We start from the raw sequence: 18003 nt of genomic DNA, 5'->3' as shown, positions 1-18003 counted from the left end.
ACGCGTGAAAAAGTTTTATATTTCATTACTGGGCAGTGCACTGCTATCAATAATCATATTGGGCTGGCTAATTGACGCATTTAGCCAGCAAACTCATCAACCGCAAGATACTTTTCATAGCCAAACCCAAATGATTAAAGGGTTTACTAAACAGTTGTCAGTACTGCCTGCGGAAAAACGCGCGAATGCAATCAAGCAACTAGAGCAAGATTTCAACGTGCAGCTAGAGTATCGCTCAACTCAAGCATTAGCACTTCCTCACTCTTTGCTCTCACAAATTACAATGCCTACAGGCTTAATACTTGAAGATCAACAAGGATACTACTTACTCTATAGCGAGCAAGCACTTGGCTCACACCATCTTAAAATGCGTCTAGAGAAAGCGCATTTACATGATCAAGGGAATGATGTTCTCCTTACCCTACTCTTCTATGCTGGGTTATGTGTCTTTATGGGCTTTATTATTACTCCACTTGCAAAACGTCTCAGCATCCTTAATGATGCCGCGCAACGCTTCGCCAAAGGTGATTTAACAACCCGCATTAAACCATCTCATTTTACCTATATTAAAGACGTCGAGCTCACCTTCAATCGCATGGCGAATCAAATAGAGAAACTACTTGATGAAAACAAGCTAATGGCTTCGAGTTTATCGCACGACATTAGAACGCCTGTTGCTTGCCTACGCTTCGGTCTAGAAGCCGCACAAGACTGTACTAATGAAGAAAAGCGTCTTGAGTACTTATCTCGAATGGAGCAAGATTTAGATCAAATGGAGTCAATGCTAAAAAGTTATCTCGCTTTTGCTACCTTAGAGCAAAAAGCAAATAAACTAACCTTTAGCGAATCTGACCTAGAAAACTACTTACTTAGCTTGATTCAACAAGTTCACCCTAAGCTTGAGCAAGGTTCTTTGCGTATCAGTCACGACATAAAACAAGGACATATATGTGCCGACTTAGATTGGTTAGCACGTGCGATTGTAAACCTATTAAGTAATGCCTGTGACTTTGCACGTTCCGAAATAGTTTTATCAGCCTCCTACAACCAAGACTTGGTTACTATTAAAGTAGAAGACGATGGCCCAGGAGTGCATAAAAAAAACTGGGGGAAAATATTCAGTCCGTTCTTTCAAGAACAGAGTCACCGAAATCGTGATGGTGAAAGCTATGGCTTAGGCCTAGCGATTGTTGCAAAAGTGGCTGATTGGCATCATGGCACTGTCAGCGTATCAAAAAGCCAGTCTCTTGGTGGCGCGTGCTTTACCCTCAGTATTCAAAATAAAAGCCTTTGAATATGTTTCAATTGTGTTAATTGTTACGTATTGTATTAGCTAATTGAACGAAATATATGCTGGCAGCAGATTCGAGGCGATTACAAGTAAAAATGCCCACTATTAACCCTTTTTATTTAGTGTTAATTCAAGTAGATTGTCAGCGCCGTCACAAATAGAGAAGTAACAACAATATGAGCGCATCACGTGGGGAGTTCAGCTCCCGCTTTGGATTTATTATGGCCGCAGCAGGCTCCGCTGTTGGCTTAGGAAATATTTGGGGTTTCCCTACACAAACAGCAAGTAATGGCGGCGCAGCATTTTTAGTTGCTTACTTAGTCCTTGCATTTTGCCTAGCTTACCCAGCATTAATGGCAGAGCTTGTTATAGGCCGTCATGGCCAAGCCAATGCTGTCAGCTCCCTTAGAAAAGTGACAAACCAGCCATGGCAGAAAAAATTTGCTTTTGTAGTTGGCTTTGGCGGTATTATTTGTGCAGGTTTAATTTTAAGCTTTTATGCCATCGTAGCTGGCTGGATGCTCAGTGCAACATTAGAGCCTGTAGCACAATTAACGGGTCAAGAACCTGCTATCACTTGGTTAAGTGAGCAGTCACTATCAAGAAACCTAATTTTTACAGCTGCGTTTATTATTTTGACCGTTGCTATTATTTCTAAAGGTGTTGAAAACGGCATTGAAAAATGGTCAAAGCGCCTAATGCCTGCCCTATTAGGCATTTTGTTTATGCTTATCATTTACGTGATGACCCAAGATGGCGCAGTTGAAGGTTTAAAAGCCTACTTAGTGCCTGACTTTTCTTCTATTTTAAACCCAGAGCTGTTAGTTAATGCCCTTGGACAAGCATTTTTCTCGTTATCTTTGGGCACCAGTGTGATGATCATCTATGGCTCATACATTAGCAAAAAAGAGAATCTCGTGTCCTTGGGTGCTTATGTTACTTTGATCGATGTGTTTATTGCCTTTGTAGCCGGCTTATTGATTATTCCTGCGATGTATGTTGCACAGGCACAAGGCGTACAGATTTTCTCTGCTGAAGGCGTACTACTGTCTGAAGATACGTTAGTGTTTCAAGTGCTGCCTGCACTTTTCACCAGTATGGGGGATGTGGGTATTTTCGTTGGCTTTGCCTTTTTTGCTTTAATGAGCATTGCAGCGTTAACTTCATCTATTTCAATGTTGGAAGCCCCCGTCTCTTATGCAGTTGAGCGCTTCGCTCTAAAACGTGTGCAAGCGACATGGTTAATTGGCGGTATTATTGCCCTTGTCAGCTTTACGATCGTTTTCAACTTAGGCACATTGTTTGGCTTTGTGATCACACTAACCACTAAGATTGGCCAACCAATTTTAGGATTAATGTGTTGTATATTTGTAGGTTGGATTTGGCACCGTGCATCTTTATTAAAAGAAATTCAACAAGGCTGCCCAGAAGCTGCAAATAGCTTCTTCTGGAAAGTGTGGCCATGGTATATCAAATTCATTTGTCCATTGGCCATTGCACTGGTATTTGCAAACTCGCTGTTAAGCTAAGAGGTTACTTGAAGTAGCCCTTTCTTTTGGGCTACTCCAAACACATATCCTGATGTGGAATACCGTCTTCTAAGTAATCATCACCGACATTTTTAAAGCCAAACTGTTGATAAAAGCCCGTTAAATAACATTGAGCACCTATCAAAATAGCTTTCTCTGGCCAGTGTTGCTGACATGTCTCTATAGCGATTTTCACAAGTTTACTTGCCAGTCCTTCTCCCCTAAATTGCTCAGCAACAAGCACACGACCAAACGCACTGAACTGCTCATTTTTGTCATAACACCGAGCGTAGGCAGCCAGTTGCTGCTCTTTAAACACAAAGACATGCTGAGTCAGGTCATGGTTATCAACCTCGTCAATCTCTGGGTAAGCACAGGTTTGCTCTACAACAAACACCTCAACCCGTGCTCGTAAAATTGCGAATAACTCATCTTTACTGAGTTCAGTGTAACTTTTAACAGAAAACATAAGATTCCTTTTGCAAGACAAAAAACCCAGCCGTAGCTGGGTTTAAAGTGTATTAACTCAATTGAGCCCTAAGCGAATAACCGCTCTAATTGGTCACATAATTGCGACAGGTTTACGTGATCGTGCTCTATCGTTAAATCAACATAACCATCCCCTCTAAAAGCACGGTCTAATTCAATTAACACATGCGTTTTATGAGCTTCTGGCACAAATGACAATTCAACTTCTTGTAAACCAAAAAGGCTACGACTATCTGGACGATACTCAAGTTCTTGATAACACCCTGAGTGAGATTGAAATGTAGGTGCGCGTAAGTAACCCTTTTCAACATCTGCCTTGACTAGGTTAAAACCTAATTTATCCATTGCGTGCATAAACGTGCTAACAGCATCATTCGGATAAATATGCAATGAGTCACGATCTGTTGGATCAAGCGCCATATCAATATCAAGGCCCGTTTCTAACCAAACATGCGATTGATTATAGCCAGCGTTAATTTCCGTGATTGGGGTCTCTGAATGCAAGCGCGCTTCAAACGGAATATGCTTTTCTTCGCCCGCTGCAATCGTGCCGACATCCGTGATACGCCATTTTTCTATCACATGATTTGTAAAATACTCACCATCTTCACCTTCAACTTTCACACGCGTCATTAATGCTAAGTCTAAGCCAGTAATATCTTGCTCTACATCACCGCCTTTAATAACGATAACTGCATTAAATTTTTGGCCTGGCTGTAAATGCTCTGTTTCCAGTACAGTGTCTACCTTTGCTGCACCAATACCTACTGATGCAAGGATTTTCTTAAACATCTTTTCTCCTTAAGCCGTCTCTTTTCTAATTGGCTTAAATTCCTTTGTTGTTGCATCTTAACCACAATTAAAAGCTAATGTCAGCGAAAAAATGATGCTTTTAGCGCATTAATCAATAAATAGTGCGTAAGTGTTCATTTTTTAGACTCTTTATATTCGATATTGTTTTCCATTAGTGAATATTTCGCTACACTCCTAACAAATGAAGTCAAAAGAAGAATTATGGAACTAATATACTTTGCTACTGCGTTCGTATGCGGCTTTGCTGTCTATCAGTTAAAGCTCCCCCCTTTAATTGGTTTTTTATTAGCAGGATTTGCGCTTAATTTATATGGCTATAAAACCACTGAATTACTCAACACATTAGCGAGCTTAGGCGTAACCTTACTGCTATTTAGTATTGGCTTAAAATTAAAAGTTTCTAACCTTATAAAACCACAAGTATGGGCACCTGCATCAATGCATATTGTGTTGAGCAGCACGCTCTTTAGTGGCTTTATGCTGTTACTTGGTGCATTCGCACTTCCTCTTTTTAGCGAACTGACTTGGCAAAGTGCACTCTTGGTTGGTTTTGCGTTTAGCTTTTCAAGTACTGTGTTTGCCGTTAAGGTCCTTGAAGAACGGGGAGAAATGTCTAGTCTACATGGCAAAATTGCAATAGGTATCTTGGTAATGCAGGATATATTCGCAGTTATTTTCTTAGCGATTAGTACAGGTAAAGCACCTAATATTTGGGCATTAGCATTATTGATAGGGCTTCCGGTTCTGCGCCCTATTATGTTTTGGATTTTAAACCGCTCTAAGCATGGTGAACTACTGCCTTTATTTGGCTTTTTCTTTGCACTGATTTTAGGGTATCAAGCCTTTGAATTTGCTGGGCTCAAAGGTGATTTAGGTGCGCTTATCATCGGGATGATGTTTGCCCCTCACAAAAAAGCAGGTGAGCTATCAAAATCACTACTAAATCTGAAAGATATCTTGCTCGTTGGCTTCTTCCTAAACATAGGTTTGAACGCAGAGCTTACCGCGCATGCTGTATTGGTGGCGATGGTGATTATTTTAGTGTTACCAATTAAAGTTGCACTCTATTATGTTTTAACTAACGCCTTCAAATTACGTGCACGTACTTCACTGCTTAGCGCATTTAGCCTTGCTAACTATAGTGAGTTTGGTTTAATCGTCTGTGCCGTTGCAGCTAGCAGTAATATGATCACCTCCGAATGGCTCGCGGTTATGGCGATTGCCGTATCAATTACTTTTATTTTGGCATCTCCTTTAAATAAACGCTCTAACGAAATTTATGTAAAGATTGAGCACTGGCTACTTAAATTTGAAAGTAATAGCCGCTTAACCGAAGAGTTACCAGTGAACTTAAACGACACCAAAATTGTTATTTTTGGTATGGGCCGTATTGGTACGGGGGCGTACGAAACTATTAGCCAAACACATCCAAATCTCGTTGCTGGCATTGATATTAAACCTGATGTGGTGGATAAGCACATTAAACGAGGGCGCCGCGTTCTTTTAGCTGACGCCACAGACCCTGACTTTTGGCAACGGGTAAACCACTCTCATGTTGGCATGGTTATGCTTGCGATGCCAAAGCACATGCAGAATATTTTTGCCCTAGAGCAGCTAAAAGCATCTGGATACCAAGGCCAAGTAACAGCTATTGCAAATTACCCTGACCAGCAAAAAGAGTTAGAAGATATGGGTGTAGATTCTACCTATAACTTTTATCTAGAAGCGGGTAGCGGCTTTGCCGAGCACGTAAAACAAAAACTTTTCTCATAATGTAAAAAAATAATTCTCAGGGCCTATATTTGGTACTGAGAATTATTTTCATTATATTCAGCGACTTGCTATTGCTATTTTTAGTACGCTCTAATAGTCGTACCGAAAGCAGGTCAAGCTTATTTACAAAGCTTTACATCCAGATTAGCCATCCAATCTAAAAAAAGAGTAAACTCGCTATATGATACTTTGCTAAGTATCTATTTTTAGCACAAAAAAGTTTATTAATTCTGTTTACGATTTCATTTGTGCGACTACTGTTAAGCTAATTGAGGTTGTTTAAGATGAAAGATAAGTTTACCAGTGCGTTAAAAGTAAACGCAGATGATGCTTGTTTGGGGAAACTTATTGACATACAACGTCGACTGGATGAGTTACAGCACGATGGTATGAGCGCAACAGACATTAGAACTGTATTGTTTAATAAAATGCTCGATGTTTATCAAGTGCCAAATGATCACTTTCTTCGAGAGGGTAAAACCCCCGCTCGAATTGATGACCCAAGTATTGTTACTAAATTAAAAGAACTTGGTTTTTCTAAAAAAAGTCGTCACCAATTACATTAAGTTTTTTCGTCATCAACGAAATAAACGCTACGCTATTGTGGGGGCCTACCTCCCTCACTAAATAGGCTGTTTCTTGCCCGTCACAGCCTATTTTCTCTCCCCTTTTTACCGTATCATTTAGCTTTACAATTCTTTGAGATAAAGATGGATACAGCTCAACTTAAACAAGCCATTAATACGAAAATGCCATTTGGCAAGTACGCTGGACGCCCTCTTTTGCTATTGCCTGAACCTTATTTGGTGTGGTTTAAGCAACAGGGCTTTCCAGCAGGTCAGCTTGGTGCTCAGCTCGCAATGATGTATGAAGTAAAACTAAACGGATTAGAGCAAATGTTGATGCCTCTTTTAGACAATAAATAATTTTATTTTTGAGAACTTTTTTGCTAACTGACGGTCTATTAATTTGCTACTTGTTTATTTTTGGTTTTAACCTCAAAAAAAGCGCCTCAAGGCGCTTTTTTTATATCTAAACTTTTTATATCTACATAAGTCATGTAAATTAATAATAGTTAATCACTTTAAACGATTTAACTTATTACTATCAGCGTTAAAGCTTTATTATCCAACAGGATGCTTTATCAAAACTCAATAATGTTCTGTATTAAATAAGCGGATGGTAAACTTTGCACCGCCTAACTCAGAGTCATTCACTTCATACGTACCACGATGCCAACTGATAATTTTAGCAACAATCGCCAACCCTAAGCCAAAACCACCTGTTTTCTTATCTCTACTTTTATCTAAACGCGTGAATGGTTTAAACACACTCTCCCACTCACTTTTAGCGATTCCAGGTCCATCGTCTTCAACGGTAATGACAAGCTCTTTATTATGCTCTTCAAGGGAAACAATGATTGTATGTGCAGCATACTTTTGCGCATTACCTAATAAGTTTTGAATACAGCGAGCCATAAAGTGCTCATCACACTTATAAATTAGGCTAAGCGGTGCCTTTATTTGCACGTCTATATCTGTCGCAAACTCAAGTTTATTAACCACACTGGTAACGAGGGCAGTTAAATCACATGAGCGGTTGATAAGGTTAGGCTTGTGGGACTCTAAACGTGCGTACTCAAGCATTTCTGACACTAACGCTTCAAGTTCAACAATATCTGCATGCATATTGTCTAAATAGGTAAAAGACTGCTCATTCTCTACTTGTTCTTCAAGCATTGCTATTGCGAATTTCAAACGCGCTAGCGGCGTTCTAAATTCATGAGAAACTGATGAGGTTAGCTCCTGCTGTGCTGCTAATAAGTATTGAATACGCTCTTGCATGGCAGATAAAGTATCGGTGATCGGTAAGAAAAAAGACTTTGAAGCATCATGTAATTCAAAATCTTGCGCACCACCTACAGCCTCACAAGCAAGGGTCAGCTTATTAAAATCTCTCCACAGTAAAAAACTCCATAAGCCTACGGGAACACCGACGACCATCAATAGTAAAAAATAAGGCCAGACAGAGCTAAAGCTTGGGTTTGATACAGTTAATGGACCAATCTGGAGTAATTGCTGATCGTTGAGAGTTATGTACCAAACAACCTCTTGTTGCTGGTTAAATAAATACAAATAATGGTGAGAAGCTAAATCGGCTTTTAAATCATCAGGAAGTGCTAAGTCATTCCTGTCGATGATTTCACTATCAAATTCATTTTGGAGTTTCGATAGGCCGTCTTTAGTTTGGCTTAATAACCAAAGAGATTTACCAAACTCTTTATCGAGTGCGATTTGCTGTTGGGAGTCTTCATAGGGCCACAGTTGTTCGATGACCCCACTGACAAGAAACAGAGAAACGATTATATAAAGATATAAACTCGCAAACAGCTTCCCCATTAACAGCTAGATTTCCCAAGCATCTGATACGAATAAGTATCCTTGTCCCCAAACTGTTTTAATACGGTATGGTTTATCACTGTTATCACCTAACTTCTTGCGGATTCTTGATACCCGAACATCAACAGTGCGATCTAAACCATCATATTGACGTCCAATCATATGTTGATGGACATGCTCACGGCTTAGCACTTCACCTGCATTGGAAGCCAAAAGCCACAACAGTTCAAATTCATGTGATGTAAGTGTAATCTCATTGCCTTTTAGTGTAACAATGCGGCTCGTTTTATCAATTGATAAATCACCAAATGTGATTTCTTCAGGGGCTTTAGTCGTTGCATGCCCACGGCGCAGTAACGCATTAATTCTTGCAAGTAGTACACGTGGTTCTGCCGGTTTGATTACATAGTCATCAGCACCAAGCTCCAGACCGATGACCTGATCAAAATCTTCACCTTTCGCGGTTAACATAAGAATTGGCAAGTTAAACTTATCGCGTACTTGACGGCACACACTAAAGCCATCTTTGCCTGGTAACATGACATCAAGAATCATTAAATCAACAGGGTTATTTTCTAGGTATTCGAAAACTTCGTCGCCGCGTTCAAGGACCGCAACATCCAACCCATTGTGCTGAAGGTAGTCTCGTGTTAACTGTTGTAAACCGAGATCATCTTCAACAAGTAAAATCTTTGTCATTGGTTGCTCCTGAATTAAAAAAAGCTCCACGGAGAGCGTAATCTTCGTCTTGTCGTTTTTGCTTCTGTGCTCTGCACTTCAACTTTTGCTGTCGCAACTTTGCTCCCCGTGTGCGGATTGACTAAGGAGTATATTGTTTCAACCTGAACCCGCGCTTTATAGCTGAAGCGGCCTTTTTGCATGTTCTGCCAGCACTGAACTTGTTGATCATTCTGATACAAACATACATCTTGAGGGTGTGTTAATTGCCAACTTATTTTTAGTTCAAGATCGCAAAATTCGTGCTGTTGAAAAACAACACACACTTTAGGTGATACATCGAAGAGAGATGCTTGTGCATGGCTCGGGAATCCCCAAAAAACAGCAACAAACACACCCAGACTAAAAACAAAAAACTTCATATTAAAAAATATGATTGAATCCTATAAAAGCAGTCATCGAATACGTGTGTTCAAAAAGCGGACTGTCATCTACGCCCGAGTAATCGTAATATGCTAAATGAAAACGAAGTGAGTTGCCCTCACTCAAGGGCCAACGGGCGTCGATTTTAGCATAAGGTTGCCAACTACTGCCAACACCAATTTTCCCATCTGAGGTTTCTTTCGCCGATAAGCCATAAAAATAATCGTTTAACTTAGCGGATTTATACCAAACGCCTAAACTTGGAGTCAGTTCTAACTGACCTATTTGCTGGTGTGTCTGCCATTGAACTGCACTTCTTGTGCCTTTATATACGTTGGATACATCTGCTAATGCTTGCAGCGAGAATATATGGTTATTATGAATGTAATGGTAACTTAAGCCTGCATCTAATGCCCAACGACGCTTACTTATATCGTTCACAGAGATACGCTCAGCATTCAATTCATTCTTTTCAGTAGAATTGACAAAACTGCTCGAAGTTTGCAGTGCAAAAACATTACTAGGGTGAAAATCAATAAAAAAGCGCGTTTCAGGGTTAAACTCCGCCACTACATTAAAAACATGAGATGACGTTTCATGAAAAGCATAACCAAGTCGGCCATTATCAAAAAACCACTTTTCACCGTAATAAGCAATTTCAGGCAAGAGTATAAGCGGTAGATTTTTCCCCCCATGCAGCGGGTTTGTGATCACCCCAACTCCCGTATTGACACCCAAATACCACTTATTAGCTTCAACTTCTTGAGATGCTGAACGGCTTTCTCGTTCTGTTCGGGTTGAGTCTTCTGCACAGACTTGATTCATAGATATAAAAATCAAGACGCACATTATTACCCAATTATTGATCGTTATCGTTTTCATGTTTGTTACGACCACAGGCAGTTTCCAGTTAGTCTATGGTATCAAGGTGTGAATAGGCTGTCTTTTATAGGTTACAAGTATTCACAATTTTGATACATATATCAGCTAAGTTTGTTACTCTTCAACAATCTCAAGACGGTTTCTTCCATGCTCTTTAGCAAGGTAAAGAGCTTGGTCAGCTTTGGCAATCAGTTGTTCTGGTTGACTATTCTTAGACTTAATAGCAATCCCAAAACTTGCCGTTATTTTACTTAACACATTTGTCGATTTAGGTTTCTTGACTTGTAACTTCGATATCGCGATGCGAAGCTGTTGAGTGAAGTTAGTCATATCACTGACACTTGCAAAATGTGCAGTAAAGCAAAACTCTTCCCCACCAAAGCGATAAACCTGCCCAACACTCGAAACGTGTTTGAGTAATTTACTCGCTACAGCTCTCAGAACTTGGTCTCCCTTTTGGTGTCCGAATGTATCATTAAATTGCTTAAAATGATCAATATCAACCATCACCAACACCGCAAGACCAGCCAAATGAGCCGCTTGGCAGAATCGAGAAATGTCTTCATCAAACTTGCCACGATTATAAAGCCCTGTCAGCGTATCTTTTTCTGCTTTATTTTTCGATAGAGTAAGCTCCTGCTTTAATTCGGATATTTCTGCATAGGCTTGTGCTAACTGGTTTTGAAAATCCTGTGCGCGGTCCTGTAAAGCGGCTGACTCACCACTTAGTCGCTCTACACAGTCCAACACATTATCAAAGCTATCTCCATCGCTTAAATTTACATCGTTGAGTTGCTCTCGGCACTCTTGGAGTGTTTGATTAAACTGAATAGAGTGAACAAGCGTGTCGTTTATGCCTTGCTGAACATTACTTACCACACCATTGAAATCATTCGATAGTTGATAGAACAAAGACAGATCATCTTGAGATAAATATTTATTAAAAAGGTATTTTGCTCGCTCTTGGTCGCATGTACTGAATGTGCGAATAATATTATCAAGTTCTCCATTAAGCGCTTTATTTCTGCCACTCACATAGCAATACCACAACGCATAATTAAGCGGTGTAATAGGCATTTTATATTTAACCATTAAGGGAATAGCGCGCTTCAAACAACTACTTGAGTAGCTCAGCGAATGCTCAACGTGAGCTGACAGAATCATGTGTCCATGCCATCAGTATTTTTATTATTTTGATTTACGTTAGCAACACATTGAAAAAAATCAATAAAAAATCTGCAATAATCGCCAAATCCCAGCAAAAAACACGGAAAGCATTAACAAAAAACAATACAAAAGAACTACTTTTCATGGCTATTTTTGCAGGACAAAATAATCCAAAAACCCTAAGTAAAAAAGATGAGGTCTGCTAATTTAAGAAAATGATGTGAAACATAACCGCGTCAATTTAGCCAAAAGTTAAACGACTGGGGATTTATAGGCGACTGATAACAATTATATCAACCGCCTTAGATTTTATTGACTGGTTTCAAATTAGTTTACAGCTGACCAAGGACCATTAGCTGTTTCTGGCGAGTCACCTTGAGTCCACCACTTAGCGATATATATAACATTGTTAAAGCTTACCTTGTCATCTTTAACATATACCTTTGTACTGTCCCATGCAGCAACACCACCTACCGGAGGGTTACCTTCTGGTGGTGTTAGCGTGTCAACGACTGTTACTTGAGGCCAGTTTACGTGCGATTGATAGAAGTTTGTTACGCACTTTTCATAATCATCAGGAACCAATGCTGAATAAGCAGTTTGATAACCAACTAACTTACACTCAAATGATTGGCCTCCTGGTCTGTCGCTGTAATATGCCCAGTCTGCTTCCCAATTTGTATAGAGAACATCGGTTGAATCATTAAGGTTTAAACTACCAAAAGGAGTTTGCTGCCAGCAGGTGTTCTCTTCATCTGTTTCAATCGGAATATAATAGTAATTCGATAGACCTTCCCAATAGCGAATGCGATTTACTGGCTGTCCCTTGGTGCGGTTTTGCTCGCCACATTCAATTCCCCCATTTATTACATTAATTGTTGTGCCAAAACCGTATCCGATTCCCGCACTGAGCTCTTTTTGTGATGGCACCCAAGTTCTATCAATAACGTGTAGCATCGCCGGTTTTGGTGCTTGAGGTGTCAAGAAAAACCAAATAGCTGAGGCAAGATTAAGCCAAGAATCTGCTACTAAGCTTGGGTTGTTAAGTAGCACAGTTGCATCACCATTAAACATCACTTCCGAAAATGCACCATAATTAAAATGATACGAAAGCTGCTTCGCACCGCGGCCGAAATAACCTTGTCCTTCTGCGCATGGCCAACGGCGATTTTGCCAATCATTTTGACCACACCCTGTTGTATAACCGGCCTGCCCTTCTGACCACCCCATTTCGCGGACATGGACTAAAGCCTGTTGCCATTCTTCGAGTTGTAATGGGTTGTCAGAGATATTATCTTTGCCGATATGACCACCGGTTTCTTGTGCAAAGTGTGCAAATGCAGTGATGATAGACTTTTTACAAATAGCATCGGAATCTCGGCCATCAGTGTATTCACCACAAAAAGCAGGAAACTTACCAATTGCCCGTAAAAAACGTGTGTAGGTATACTCAGGCGCAGCCATTCCCGTCAGAAAGTCCCACTCTTGCTGACCAAAGACTCGTTCAACACGTTTCACGTTTTCAGGGTTGCTTGCATTGTTAGGTGTAATAGCTTCAACAATACTATTGTCCCTCGTTTCAAGCGCTTTTGCCCAGGTTTGATACATGGGGTCGGATGCTTTAGCATCGCGAGCCGCATTTAGTTCTGCACGAGATAGCAAATAGCCGTTTGGGTTATTCGGGTCATCAACAATCGTTAATGCATTAGCAGAGGCGATAAGAGCAACTTGCAGAGCAAGCAGTTTGATAGAGTGGGTTTTCATCGTCTTTCCTTTGAATTGTGTGTTTCTAAAATAGGTTTTAACCTTTTATTAACACTAGATGCAAAATGACATCGCTGTCAAGTTTCCACATCAATTCTATAAAAACTGCTTACTCCTGCTATTAAAACGATGACCAATCATGCCTTAATAAGTTAGTAACGACTGCGCAATTTCCCAAATAGCATTTAATGCGGGATCATGCCGCTCTTTCTTAAGCACTGCTAAGCCAATTTCAAAGCCTGGAATATCTTTTTCTGCGTCACTAATAATCTGAACCTTTTCTTTTAACGGACTATTATCAAGTACAATTTTAGGCACCATCGCAACACCTAAACCTAAACTTACCATCGAAACCATGGCTTCATGACCTGCTACATGGGCGTAAATACGACCATGAATATTTTTCTTTCGCCACCACTGCTCTAATCGCTGCCTAGACAATCCTTGTTCAGCAACAATAAATTCTAAATTAGACCAATTAATTGTTTCTAAATCTTTAAGTTGGTCACTGATAGGACAGGCTATTTTAGGTCCGATAAGTACCAACGGAGAGTACCCGATACTGGTAAAGGCAATTTGCCCTGGTAATTTAACTGGTTTTGCTGCAATCGCCATGGCTTCATGGCCATCCAATACACGATTTATGGCGAGCGCGGGATCACCTGTGTTGAGTGTAATTTCGATATAAGGATGCTGCATCCGCAGTTGTTCAAGAATTTGATGTAAAAAGCTATATGAGGCAGTAACAGAACAATAAATACTGACATTTCCGTATATATGTTGTTGTGGTTCTTGGATATCAGCTTTAAATCGGTGCCAACTGGCAAGCGTCGCATTGGCATAATCACAAAATGCTTTTCCCTCTTGAGTTAGCTTAACTGTGCGGTTGTCACGATTAAATAATACTGCGCCCACTTCATCTTCAAGCTGCTTGATATTACGGCTTAAAGTAGGAGCACTAATATGGCAAAGCTCACTGGCTCTAGCAAAGTGGAGCGTTTTAGCTAAGGCTAAAAAGTAATTAAGATGTTTGTGATCCATTGTGACTACCATTTCATTTTATGAAACACTTTAATTCAAATATATCATTTTACGCAAGAGATAAAATTGCATACTGTTAAGCCATACAAAGAACGCAAACTTTTATTCTTTGTTTTTTAAAAAACTTGTATTTATAGGACACTAACAATGGCGAATTATTTTAATACTCTTCCTTTGAGAGAGCAGTTAGCGCAATTAGCGCAATGTGAATTTATGGACCCATCAGAATTTGCTGATGGCGTAGACGCTTTAAAAGGAAAAAAACTCGTTATTGTCGGCTGTGGTGCACAAGGCCTTAACCAAGGTTTAAATTTACGTGATTCTGGTTTAGATGTTTCTTATACACTGCGTGAGTCAGCGATTGCTGAGCGTCGTCAATCTTTCTTAAACGCATCTGAAAACGGCTTCACGGTAGGCACATATGAAGAGCTTATTCCAACGGCTGATGTAGTATTAAACCTAACTCCTGACAAACAACATACATCTGTTGTTAATGCCATCATGCCGCTGATGAAACAAGGTGCAACGCTTGCCTATTCACACGGTTTCAACATTGTTGAAGAAGGCATGCAAATTCGCGAAGACTTAACTGTTATCATGGTTGCGCCTAAATGCCCAGGTTCAGAAGTACGTGAAGAATACAAACGCGGCTTTGGCGTTCCAACACTCATTGCAGTTCACCCAGAAAACGACCCTCAAGGTCATGGCCTTGCGCAAGCGAAAGCGTATGCGGCTGGTACCGGAGGTCATCGTGCTGGTGTACTAAAATCATCATTCATTGCAGAAGTTAAGTCTGACTTAATGGGTGAGCAAACGATTCTATGTGGCATGTTACAAACAGGTTCACTACTTTGCTTTGATAAAATGGTCGAAAAAGGTATTGATGCAAGTTACGCGTCAAAGTTAATCCAATACGGTTGGGAAGTGATCACTGAAGCACTTAAGTATGGCGGTGTGACTAACATGCTTGACCGCTTATCAAACCCAGCAAAAGTTAAAGCATTTGAATTAAGCGAACAACTTAAAACAATCATGCGTCCACTTTATAACAAGCATATGGACGATATCATCAGCGGCGAATTCTCACGCGGCATGATGGCTGATTGGGCTGAAGATGATGCAAAGCTTCTTGCATGGCGTGCTGAAACTGCTGAAACCGCATTCGAAAAACAGCAAAATACCGATGAAGAAATTAACGAGCAAACTTTCTTCGACCAAGGCATCTTGATGGTTGCTATGGTTAAAGCAGGCGTTGAACTTGCGTTTGAAACCATGACTGCTGCTGGCATTATCGACGAATCAGCTTACTATGAGTCATTACACGAAACGCCACTGATCGCCAACACGATTGCGCGTAAAAAGCTTTTCGAAATGAACAGAACAATTTCAGATACAGCTGAATATGGTTGCTACCTTTACAACCACGCATGTTTGCCTTTACTACAAGATTTTATGAAAGATATCGACACTGATGTTATTGGTAGAGGTTTAGGTGATTCATCAAATCAGGTGGACAACCAAACTTTAATCGCAGTGAACAAGGCCCTGCGTGAGCACCCGGTTGAAATTGTTGGCAGTAAATTACGTGGTTACATGTCGGCAATGAAGAAAATAGTTTAACCCTAGAAAGTAAGTTTCGCTTGTTAGAAACCAAGCCCAATTGCATATGCTTTGGGCTTTTTTTGTTCCTAGTTTAATTCGTCATCTGAAAAGTCTATGCTAAAATGACTACCTTAATGTTGTAACCTAAGACACTTTCATGGCGTTAAATCACCTTACCATTACTAAAAAAATCACTCTACTAGGTAGTTCTATTGCACTCATTGTTGCTGCGTTAATTGGCGTAACCGCAATTTATAGTGCTAAACAAATCATTGAACAACGAATGATCGAGTCTGAGCTACCAAGCAAGTTACAAGCAATTGATAATTATATCAGCCACGATATAAACCAAATGATCAGTGCCGCTGAGCAGCTTTCAAGTAACGCTTTTGTTATCGACTGGGCACGCTCTGGTGGTACTGATGATACGATTTTACTTAACGAGTTGAATCGCTTAGTTGCACAATACGATCTTGCGACAGCTTCATGGGCAAACCGTGAAACAGCGCAATATTGGAATCAAGATGGTTTTTTAAGAGTACTTACTAAAGAGCAAGATGGTTGGTTTTTTGCGTTTAAACAATCAGCAAACCCTTTTTCTATCAGTATTTATCAAGAATCACCTACAGACGTAAAAATGTTTGTAAACCACCAACAAACTAATGGCTTAGGTTTGGCAGGTCTTGCTAAAAGTATTGATGATATGCAAGCAATGCTGCAAAAGTTTCAAATAGAGAAAACCGGTTTTGTTTTTGTTGTTGACAAACATGGCTTGATAAAGCTGCACAAAGACGCCAGTAAAGTAGCCAAAGCAAAACTTGATACGCTTTATGAATCAGGTATCACAAGCACACTATTAACTGGTGAAGAGTTTACTCTTAAGGAAATTAGCATCAAGGGAGAAGAAACCCTAGTTGCTGCAAGCCCAATAAAAAACACAGACCTATTTGTTGTTGCACAAGTGCCTAAGCGTGAAGTCTTTGCAAGCATTGATACATTGGAATGGCAAATTATCAGCTTTGCAATTGTCATCGCATTCGTTGCCAGTTTTGCAGGTTTACTACTGGCTAGAACATTGTCATCTCCTTTATCAAAAATGGCGGAATTATTTACCCGATTAGGCTCTGGTGATGCAAATTTAGCCTATCGATTACCGAGCTCAGAGCAACCAGAACTTGCAAATTTGAGCGCTGGTTTTAATCAATTTATGACCAAAATCGAAACAGCCATTGGCCAAGTTGCACAAGAAAGCCGAGAAATCAGACAAAGCGCAAGCCATGTATTTAAACAAACTCAAAAAAATTCAGACGCATTAGATAATCAAAAAGAGCAAACTATTTCCGTTGCTGCTGCAATTAACGAAATGGGTGCAACAGTGCAAGAAATTGCATCAAGCGCAGCAAATACAGCAAAGCTCACTGAAAGCAGTAAACAAAATACTGAACAAAGCCATGTTCAGGTCACACAAAGCCAGCAAGCGATCACTGAGCTTGCCAGTGACATAGATAACATAACGGAACAAGTGAACGAGTTGGCAGCTAAAACGCAAGCTATCGCAAATATTGTTGATGCCATCAGAGGAATTTCTGAGCAAACAAACTTACTGGCTCTCAATGCGGCGATTGAATCAGCCCGCGCAGGTGAACATGGTCGCGGGTTCGCTGTTGTAGCCGATGAAGTGAGAGCATTAGCAAGCAGAACGTCACAATCTACTAATGAGATTCAAACAATGATAAGCGATTTGACGAATACGTCTGATTTAGTGGTTGAGCATATCAATCACTCAAAATCACAAGCTCAGTTAAGTGTGGGTGCAATGCAGAGCTCTGTTGAATTACTCAATGCGATCAATGATGCTGCAAACGAAATAAATGATATGGCCACTTTAATTGCGACCGCCACCGAGGAACAGAGTAATGTTGTGGCTGATGTTGGTCGTAATATTGAGCAGATTAGCGATATCAGTGACAATGTTATGCGTGAACAAATAGATACCGAACAAGCGATAAAAGACTTAGCAGCCAGCGCACAGACTCTGGATGATTTAGTCGCTACTTTTGATAAGCGCTGACACGTTTTGTAACAGTTAACACTGACCCTTTTTTGTTCACCGCCTATACTTAAAGTGATTTAGGCCGTGAATTTAAGAGGG

General features: G+C 40.2%; 16 protein-coding genes. 7 read left to right on the top strand and 9 right to left on the bottom strand.

The genetic code is table 11. The features are described 5' to 3' along the window. The first annotated feature begins 4 nt into the window (after positions 1 to 4). Both LY624_RS05870 and LY624_RS05865 read left to right on the top strand, forming a co-directional pair. On the top strand, positions 5 to 1294 hold the full coding sequence (locus LY624_RS05870) for a sensor histidine kinase (protein ID WP_341804108.1): 1290 nt from the start codon (positions 5 to 7) through the stop codon (positions 1292 to 1294). A 173-nt stretch (positions 1295 to 1467) separates the two neighbouring features. Continuing rightward, the gene (locus LY624_RS05865; RefSeq protein WP_130151279.1) at positions 1468 to 2820 is read left to right on the top strand and encodes a sodium-dependent transporter; all 1353 of its coding nucleotides are present in this window, start codon (positions 1468 to 1470) and stop codon (positions 2818 to 2820) included. Positions 2821 to 2851: 31 nt separating this feature from the next. On the opposite strand, the gene LY624_RS05860 is transcribed toward LY624_RS05865, so the two are convergent. Next, positions 2852 to 3289, bottom strand: a complete 438-nt coding sequence (locus LY624_RS05860; RefSeq protein ID WP_130151278.1) for a GNAT family N-acetyltransferase — start codon at positions 3287 to 3289, stop codon at positions 2852 to 2854. Positions 3290 to 3357: 68 nt separating this feature from the next. Then, entirely contained in the window at positions 3358 to 4101 is a 744-nt protein-coding gene (locus tag LY624_RS05855; protein ID WP_130151277.1) for a sporulation protein, read from the bottom strand. Positions 4102 to 4323: 222 nt separating this feature from the next. On the opposite strand from LY624_RS05855, the gene LY624_RS05850 reads away from it, so the two are divergent. The 3 genes from LY624_RS05850 (at position 4324) to LY624_RS05840 (ending at position 6821) form a co-directional block, all read left to right on the top strand. Next, positions 4324 to 5895 (top strand): cation:proton antiporter family protein, encoded by a 1572-nt coding sequence (locus tag LY624_RS05850; RefSeq protein WP_341804107.1) that lies wholly within the window; start codon positions 4324 to 4326, stop codon positions 5893 to 5895. Between the two features lie 284 nt (positions 5896 to 6179). Further along, positions 6180 to 6461, top strand: a complete 282-nt coding sequence (locus LY624_RS05845) for a hypothetical protein (protein ID WP_341804106.1) — start codon at positions 6180 to 6182, stop codon at positions 6459 to 6461. Positions 6462 to 6605: 144 nt separating this feature from the next. Then, positions 6606 to 6821, top strand: coding sequence for a DUF3820 family protein (locus LY624_RS05840; RefSeq protein ID WP_062570556.1), 216 nt, complete (start codon positions 6606 to 6608; stop codon positions 6819 to 6821). 225 nt (positions 6822 to 7046) lie between these two features. Here LY624_RS05840 and LY624_RS05835 read toward each other — a convergent pair whose 3' ends face one another. From LY624_RS05835 to ilvY, 7 genes are all read right to left on the bottom strand, one after another. Further along, complete coding sequence (locus LY624_RS05835) at positions 7047 to 8294, bottom strand: ATP-binding protein (protein ID WP_130151274.1); 1248 nt, start codon at positions 8292 to 8294, stop codon at positions 7047 to 7049. Positions 8295 to 8300: 6 nt separating this feature from the next. Then, positions 8301 to 8993: a response regulator gene (locus LY624_RS05830; RefSeq protein WP_062570554.1), complete on the bottom strand. Its 693-nt coding sequence runs from the start codon at positions 8991 to 8993 to the stop codon at positions 8301 to 8303. A gap of 14 nt (positions 8994 to 9007) precedes the next feature. Beyond that, positions 9008 to 9394, bottom strand: a complete 387-nt coding sequence (locus LY624_RS05825; RefSeq protein WP_062570553.1) for a DUF3019 domain-containing protein — start codon at positions 9392 to 9394, stop codon at positions 9008 to 9010. Between the two features lies 1 nt (position 9395). Further along, positions 9396 to 10277 (bottom strand): MipA/OmpV family protein, encoded by an 882-nt coding sequence (locus tag LY624_RS05820; protein ID WP_341804105.1) that lies wholly within the window; start codon positions 10275 to 10277, stop codon positions 9396 to 9398. A 114-nt stretch (positions 10278 to 10391) separates the two neighbouring features. Further along, positions 10392 to 11441, bottom strand: coding sequence for a GGDEF domain-containing protein (locus tag LY624_RS05815; RefSeq protein ID WP_341804104.1), 1050 nt, complete (start codon positions 11439 to 11441; stop codon positions 10392 to 10394). Between the two features lie 330 nt (positions 11442 to 11771). Further along, positions 11772 to 13208, bottom strand: a complete 1437-nt coding sequence (locus tag LY624_RS05810) for a chitinase (RefSeq protein ID WP_341804103.1) — start codon at positions 13206 to 13208, stop codon at positions 11772 to 11774. 144 nt (positions 13209 to 13352) lie between these two features. Next, on the bottom strand, positions 13353 to 14249 hold the full coding sequence (gene ilvY / locus LY624_RS05805) for an HTH-type transcriptional activator IlvY (RefSeq protein ID WP_341804102.1): 897 nt from the start codon (positions 14247 to 14249) through the stop codon (positions 13353 to 13355). A 147-nt stretch (positions 14250 to 14396) separates the two neighbouring features. Here ilvY and ilvC point away from each other — a divergent pair, with 147 nt between their 5' ends. Together ilvC and LY624_RS05795 are read left to right on the top strand one after the other, a co-directional pair. After that, positions 14397 to 15869, top strand: coding sequence for a ketol-acid reductoisomerase (ilvC, locus tag LY624_RS05800; RefSeq protein ID WP_341804101.1), 1473 nt, complete (start codon positions 14397 to 14399; stop codon positions 15867 to 15869). A 139-nt stretch (positions 15870 to 16008) separates the two neighbouring features. Continuing rightward, positions 16009 to 17922, top strand: coding sequence for a methyl-accepting chemotaxis protein (locus tag LY624_RS05795; protein WP_341804100.1), 1914 nt, complete (start codon positions 16009 to 16011; stop codon positions 17920 to 17922). The last annotated feature ends 81 nt before the right edge of the window (positions 17923 to 18003 follow it).

Source organism: Pseudoalteromonas sp. N1230-9 (assembly GCF_032716425.1).
Classification (GTDB): domain Bacteria; phylum Pseudomonadota; class Gammaproteobacteria; order Enterobacterales; family Alteromonadaceae; genus Pseudoalteromonas.
Note: the sequence above shows the minus strand (reverse complement) of the source record. Positions and strands in the feature narration are given on the sequence as shown.

Coding starts and splice junctions, on each gene's coding strand:
- ilvY (WP_341804102.1), bottom strand. CDS start 14,249: ATGGATCACAAACATCTTAATTACTTTTTAGCCTTAGCTAAAACGCTC.
- LY624_RS05845 (WP_341804106.1), top strand. CDS start 6,180: ATGAAAGATAAGTTTACCAGTGCGTTAAAAGTAAACGCAGATGATGCT.
- LY624_RS05815 (WP_341804104.1), bottom strand. CDS start 11,441: ATGATTCTGTCAGCTCACGTTGAGCATTCGCTGAGCTACTCAAGTAGT.
- LY624_RS05855 (WP_130151277.1), bottom strand. CDS start 4,101: ATGTTTAAGAAAATCCTTGCATCAGTAGGTATTGGTGCAGCAAAGGTA.
- ilvC (WP_341804101.1), top strand. CDS start 14,397: ATGGCGAATTATTTTAATACTCTTCCTTTGAGAGAGCAGTTAGCGCAA.
- LY624_RS05860 (WP_130151278.1), bottom strand. CDS start 3,289: ATGTTTTCTGTTAAAAGTTACACTGAACTCAGTAAAGATGAGTTATTC.
- LY624_RS05850 (WP_341804107.1), top strand. CDS start 4,324: ATGGAACTAATATACTTTGCTACTGCGTTCGTATGCGGCTTTGCTGTC.
- LY624_RS05825 (WP_062570553.1), bottom strand. CDS start 9,394: ATGAAGTTTTTTGTTTTTAGTCTGGGTGTGTTTGTTGCTGTTTTTTGG.
- LY624_RS05830 (WP_062570554.1), bottom strand. CDS start 8,993: ATGACAAAGATTTTACTTGTTGAAGATGATCTCGGTTTACAACAGTTA.
- LY624_RS05865 (WP_130151279.1), top strand. CDS start 1,468: ATGAGCGCATCACGTGGGGAGTTCAGCTCCCGCTTTGGATTTATTATG.
- LY624_RS05810 (WP_341804103.1), bottom strand. CDS start 13,208: ATGAAAACCCACTCTATCAAACTGCTTGCTCTGCAAGTTGCTCTTATC.
- LY624_RS05795 (WP_341804100.1), top strand. CDS start 16,009: ATGGCGTTAAATCACCTTACCATTACTAAAAAAATCACTCTACTAGGT.
- LY624_RS05840 (WP_062570556.1), top strand. CDS start 6,606: ATGGATACAGCTCAACTTAAACAAGCCATTAATACGAAAATGCCATTT.
- LY624_RS05835 (WP_130151274.1), bottom strand. CDS start 8,294: ATGGGGAAGCTGTTTGCGAGTTTATATCTTTATATAATCGTTTCTCTG.
- LY624_RS05820 (WP_341804105.1), bottom strand. CDS start 10,277: ATGAAAACGATAACGATCAATAATTGGGTAATAATGTGCGTCTTGATT.